General features: G+C 42.5%; 3 protein-coding genes and 1 pseudogene. All 4 read left to right on the top strand.

What is annotated here, in order from left to right; genetic code table 11:
- Positions 1-201 precede the first annotated feature (201 nt).
- The 4 genes and pseudogenes from DW182_RS22730 to DW182_RS18680 all read left to right on the top strand — a co-directional run bounded on the left by DW182_RS22730 (position 202) and on the right by DW182_RS18680 (position 5,268).
- Positions 202-330, top strand: coding sequence for a hypothetical protein (locus DW182_RS22730; RefSeq protein WP_255421304.1), 129 nt, complete (start codon positions 202-204; stop codon positions 328-330).
- Between the two features lie 30 nt (positions 331-360).
- Positions 361-2,514, top strand: coding sequence for a hypothetical protein (locus tag DW182_RS18690; RefSeq protein ID WP_147400137.1), 2,154 nt, complete (start codon positions 361-363; stop codon positions 2,512-2,514).
- 125 nt (positions 2,515-2,639) lie between these two features.
- Complete coding sequence (locus DW182_RS18685) at positions 2,640-3,353, top strand: TraX family protein (RefSeq protein WP_118296476.1); 714 nt, start codon at positions 2,640-2,642, stop codon at positions 3,351-3,353.
- A gap of 173 nt (positions 3,354-3,526) precedes the next feature.
- Positions 3,527-5,268, top strand: a pseudogene (locus DW182_RS18680) (AAA family ATPase).
- The last annotated feature ends 538 nt before the right edge of the window (positions 5,269-5,806 follow it).

The raw sequence follows: 5,806 nt of genomic DNA, 5'->3' as shown, positions 1-5,806 counted from the left end.
ATTTAGGAAATTTGTTTTTTACTTTGCAGGCTGAAAATGCGGGTTTGCTATACCTATTATATATAGGAATAGCTAAGGTTCTTATATAATAAGCAGCCTGTCTTTGCGATGGGATAATAGGCAGCCAGCGGTAGCAGTAATTATCGTATTACCAGTTGATAATAAAGAGACAATTTTAATATTACTAACAATTTAAATTTTATGATTATGAAAGTAGAAAAGGAAATGAAGTATGAAGCTCCGGAAGTGGAAGTTCTGGAGGTGATGGTAGAAGCAGGCTTTGAAGGTAGCAACCTTCCAGTGAATCCGGAAGGCCCGTCCCCATTTTAATATTAATTAAATAAACTATATAGTAAAAGAATGAAAACAAGACATTTATTTGTTGCAATGGCACTGCCAGCCCTTTTTGCGGCATGTAGCCAGGATGAATTTGTAAATGAAAACAAATTCGAAGGAACGCCCCAGTTAGCTGCCGGCTTCAAGTTGACCGCTGAGAAAGTGATGGATGCACAAACAAGAGGCGGATGGATAGAGAATGGTAGTGGTGAATATGAATACAAGTGGGATATCAAAACGAATCCTACATCTGAAATCCTCGGTTTGTGCTGGACCGGAAAAGTAGGCGACGTAGCGTATACAGAACAAACTTCAAAGAAGTTGTTTACTAATTACGAGTTTTCTGCTACAGCGGGTTCTGATGCCTTGACTGAAGAAGGAGAACTTGATAATCCGGTTGAAGTAGGTAACGGAAGTGCAAGTTACTACAAATATGCAACCTTTGACACTGAAGCCAGCAGCTTGTTTGCAGGTGAATATGTGGTATATTATCCCTATAACGCAAGCTTCAATGAAATTGGAAACATCAAAGCTACTGTGAAAAATAAATTTGAAGCAACTGCTGCTAACAAACAATATGAAGAGGCGGGCAAAGATATGTTTATGATGTCTGGTCGTACACCGATGGAGGGAGGACAAAAGGCCGGTCTTTTCAAATTGAATCCGAAATCTACTTTGCTTCAATTGAATTTGCAATTGAATACAGGAGAAACAGCTTTCAATGTGGACAAGATCATTCTGTTTGACAATACCGGATTAGCAAGTGAAATGTTATATAATGCAGATGGTAATGTTGTTGAGAACTCTGTAAAATATGATTATAAGACTATTACAGGTGAATATGTAGCGGGAACAGGTATTGAAATTTCATCTGCTAAGGCAACTCCCTTTGTTATCCCGATGTTGACTGTTGACCTGAAAGCAACAACGGTAATTTACCTGCATAAAAAAGATGGTGCATGGGCTAAAAAGGAATTTACCAAGCCTTATGAAATGAAGATTGGAGTTATGCCGCTTTCTATCGGTGGATTGAAAGATGCAGATTTCAATTTGGATCTGGTAACAGATGCTGAAGAACTGAAAGCCAAAATCGAGGCAGATGCAGAGAATATTGATGTTTTGACAGATATTGAATTGGATAAGGACTTCACTTCCACATGGAATGCCAACAAGGATATCACTATCAAGTCTACCAGCGGTGCCAAACTGATTTTTGATGTGACAGACGGTGATGTCACATTCGGTGCTAGTGCAAAAGCTATCAATCTGGCTTGTGCCGTAGAAGTGAAAGGTGCAGATAACAAGTTCACTTTGGCATGCCCGAGTACAATAGACGGTGAGTTTGCAAATTCTACAAATGCAGTATTTGCAGAAAACGTAACAATTGGAGAAGAGGGTGAAGTAATCAACTCTGGTAGTTTAACTTTGACTGCTGCTAAGACTCTGACTGTATTGGGTACTGTGACCAATAATGCAGACAGTAAGATTAGTGTTCCTGCAACCGCATCATTCAACGTTGCCGGCAAAAACGCAAGTGTTGTCAATGATGGAGAATTGGAAAACTCCGGTGAGATGACAATTATCAAATATGCAGGAAATAGCGTTGTAAACAATGGCGTAGTTATCGTAGACCAAACAGGTACTTTTGTTGGTGACTTCGACCAGCCGATGACCGGTACTTTCTGGAAGAAAGCAGCTGACATCGCGGACTTGAAGACAGCCTTGAATGGAACATACTCAAAAATCATTTTAGCTGGAACATTTGACTTCAATGCTGAAGCAGCTGCTACCGTTCTGAATGCAGGTGACAAGGATATTGATTTTGCAGGTTCTATTACAATGCCAACTGCAGATGGCAACAAAGATTTCACACTGGAAACAACCGGGACTGTTACTATCAATACAGTAATTATATTAGGCAAACCTAAAGCACCAACAGCTCCGAAAGTAACTATCAAAGCTGGTGCAATGGAAGTAAATGACGATCTGACTGTAGACGCAACAGGCACTTTAGAGGTCACAGGTGATATTAATGCTCAAAATGCAATAGTTACGTTCAAGAAGGAATCTACTGTTTCATTTGATAATTTCAACAACAACGGTGGTGCAAGCCTTACATTGGAAAATGGTGCTAATGTAACTTATACAGGTAAGATTAATCTTATTCCTGCCAACTGATAGCTTGACTTTTATCGGATATAATAAATAACAAGAATAACCGATATCATAATAAAAAGGAAGGTGTGTCAATAAGAGTAATCTTTGGCACACCTTTTTATTAATACCCCGCCATACATAAACTTATGACCGCCTCTACCCTGAAATGGATTGCCCTAGTCTCCATGCTGGCAGATCACATAGGTTGTCTGCTGATACTTCTAGCCAAGTTGCCTGAAGCTCAAAGCAATCCGCAATTATGGCACGACAGCATTTTCTTCTTGCGCAGTATAGGACGCACAGCCTTCCCTGTATTTGCATTCTTGCTGGTGGAGGGGTTCCGCCACACACGTAGCCGGAAGCGGTATGCCGTACGGTTGGCAATCTTTGCTCTTGTCTCGGAGCTCCCGCACTACCTGTTTTTTAGTAAAATATACGCAACCGGAACTTATCAGCTGAACATAGGGTTTACGCTGCTGCTGCTCTTCTGCCTGATGTGCGGGTATAAAAGGATTGAGCTTTGGAATAACGGGAAAAACAGATATATGCGTTTCACCGCAGCCTGCATCCTGTTGGCAGCAACCTGCTTGGCAGTCCGCCAACTATCCATCGGGTACGGATATCCGGGCGTTTTACTTTGCACAATATTTTATGGAGTACGTCATAAAGTACTACAGCCCATACTGGGATATTTGACTATAGGCATACGCAGCATTTTTCGTGTCGGTTACCTGCTTCCGTTTGCCCTGCTTGCCTTCTATAATGAAAAGCCCGGGAAATACTATAAATCATTCTTTTACCTTTTCTATCCGGGGCATTTACTTGTATTATGGGGGATCTATCTGTGGGCGGCAGGATAACCAGGCATTCATTCACTCCATTAGTGACAACCTAAATCCGCATAATCATCAATAGGAAAAGAGGGGAATAAAACCAAGAGCCTTATTAGGCTCGGGCTGAACTATTTCAAGGCCTTCATGGCATTCGCAATCATTTTTGCCACCTTTGTTCTTTGAATCAAAGAATTGCAGCCATGAAAGCATTACCCTATGGAATATCCGACTTCTCCCGCCTGATACGGAAGGACTATTATTACGTGGACAAGACGCGGTTTATCGAAATGATAGAGCGTCAGCCTCCCTATCTGTTCCTGATCCGTCCGAACCGCTTTGGTAAGTCGCTTTTCCTTGCCATGCTGGAAACATATTACAGTATTGACTATGCTGAAGAATTTGAGGAACTTTTCGGAAAGGTATACATCGGTCAACATCCTACGGAAGAACACAACAAGTATCTCGTCTTGCGTTTCAACTTTTCCGAAGTGAAGGCGTGCCCGGAGGAGGTGGAACAGTCCTTCAATGACTATTGCAACCTTACCATGACAAAGTTTATTCGGCATTACGAGCCTGTTTTAGGACCGGATATTTGGAAGGATATACATCCGAACATGTCCTCCGGTTTGCTGCTGTCTTCCATTGCCTAATATATATCCCATAAGAAGTGTCCTCGCCTCTACCTGCTGACAGACGAGTACGACAAATTCACCAACACCATCCTTTCCTCATATGATACGAAACGCCATGAGGATGCCACACACGGTGAGGGCTTTATCCGCGTTTTTTTAATGTAGTGAAGGCTGCAACCTCCAATACAGATGCCGCTTTAGAACGCTTGTTTATTACAGGTGTCAGCCCCATTACGATGGACGACGTGACGAGCGGTTTCAATATCGGTACGAACATCAGCATACTGCCCCAGTTCAACAACATTATTGGATTCAGCGAAGATGAAGTGCGGGAAATGATTACTTATTACAAAGATGAAGACGCACTGCCGGAGGATGTTACGGTGGATGGACTGGTGGAAATAATGAAGCCGTGGTATGACAATTACTGTTTCTCGGAAGACCGCTTGGAGGAGCGTATGTTCAATTCGGACATGGCACTATACTTCCTGAACAGCTATCTGCAATTGGGGAAAGCACCTAAAATGATGGTTGACAGCAATATCCGTACAGATTACAACAAGTTGCGTCATTTGGTGCAGATAGACAAAACATTCGGAGCCAATGCTTCTGTCATCCAACAAATTATAGCGGAGGGCAGTGTCACAGCACAGATAGCCACTTCTTTTCCGGCTGAGAAGATGGCTGATACGGAGAATTTCAAGAGCCTGCTGTTCTACTTCGGGATGCTGTCCATACAGGGTGTCTATCGTGGGACTCCCGTTCTGGGTATTCCCAATCTGACTGTGCGCGAGCAGCTCTATACTTACCTGACGGAGGCCTACAGCAGGGCGTCCCTCTTTGACGTGGACATCAGCAGTCTTTCTTCCCTGGTCATGGGAATGGCTTATGATGGCGAGTGGGAGCTTGTCTTCCGTTTCTTCGCCCGCGAACTGGAACGTCAAAGTGCCATCCGTGAGTTCATTGACGGGGAGGCGCATATTAAAGGCTTCCTTCTGGCTTATCTGGGTTTGACGCAAGGATATGTCATTCTCCCCGAACACGAGTCTTCCAAAGGCTATGCCGACTTCTACATGATGCCTGACCTGCTGCACCAGCCGGATATTGCCTACAGCTATATTGTGGAGGTGAAATATGCCCGTCGTGATGCTTCTGATGCTGATATTGCTTTACTGAAGCGTGATGCGGCAGAGCAGTTGAGGCGTTATGCGGCGGATGAAAAGGTACTTCGCACCAAGGGGAACACCCGGCTGGGGCTGATTACGCTGGTGTTCAAGGGGTGGGAACTGGTGGTTCTGGAGAAGTTATAATATAATCATAAATAATTGTTGTCTTTCTGTAAGGGAGCGGGGTTTCATGCCTGCTCCCTTTTTCTTCATGTTACAGCATGATTCTTTCTATACTTCTATTATTGCGGACAACTTAATATTGGGGATTCAACAAATTATACATTAGGGGACCTGAATAATGCCTGAACCGGAGATTCTAGACCAGAATTACTTTACCCCAACGAACCGGTATTTGTTATCCGGTTGTAACTTCATTTCTTGTCATTGGTGCCTGGATATGGTGTCATTACTATTCTGTTTAATGAATGTTTTTTTGATTAATAGAATATCTTTGTTGTTGAAAATAAACGGGTTATAATAGTGCATTCTTACAAAATAAGGTGCTAAAAAGTAGTGTCAATTTACTTGGAGTTCTAAAACTGTTTATTTGATGATGGGTACGGAATGGGTTGTAGGTCAACATGTTCCCTCAGATTATCAGGTTTCAATAGATTCTTTTATTGGGATATTTAGCCCTTTTATTAAATAGATATCTCGCTGTATATCAACCAAATACATT

It is taken from the genome of Bacteroides sp. AM16-24 (assembly GCF_003471885.1).
In the GTDB taxonomy this organism is placed as follows: domain Bacteria; phylum Bacteroidota; class Bacteroidia; order Bacteroidales; family Bacteroidaceae; genus Bacteroides.
Note: the sequence above shows the minus strand (reverse complement) of the source record. Positions and strands in the feature narration are given on the sequence as shown.

Bases quoted from the DNA above. Each gene is read 5' to 3' on its own strand.
- DW182_RS22730 (WP_255421304.1), top strand. From the start codon at position 202: ATGATTATGAAAGTAGAAAAGGAAATGAAGTATGAAGCTCCGGAAGTG.
- DW182_RS18690 (WP_147400137.1), top strand. From the start codon at position 361: ATGAAAACAAGACATTTATTTGTTGCAATGGCACTGCCAGCCCTTTTT.
- DW182_RS18685 (WP_118296476.1), top strand. From the start codon at position 2,640: ATGACCGCCTCTACCCTGAAATGGATTGCCCTAGTCTCCATGCTGGCA.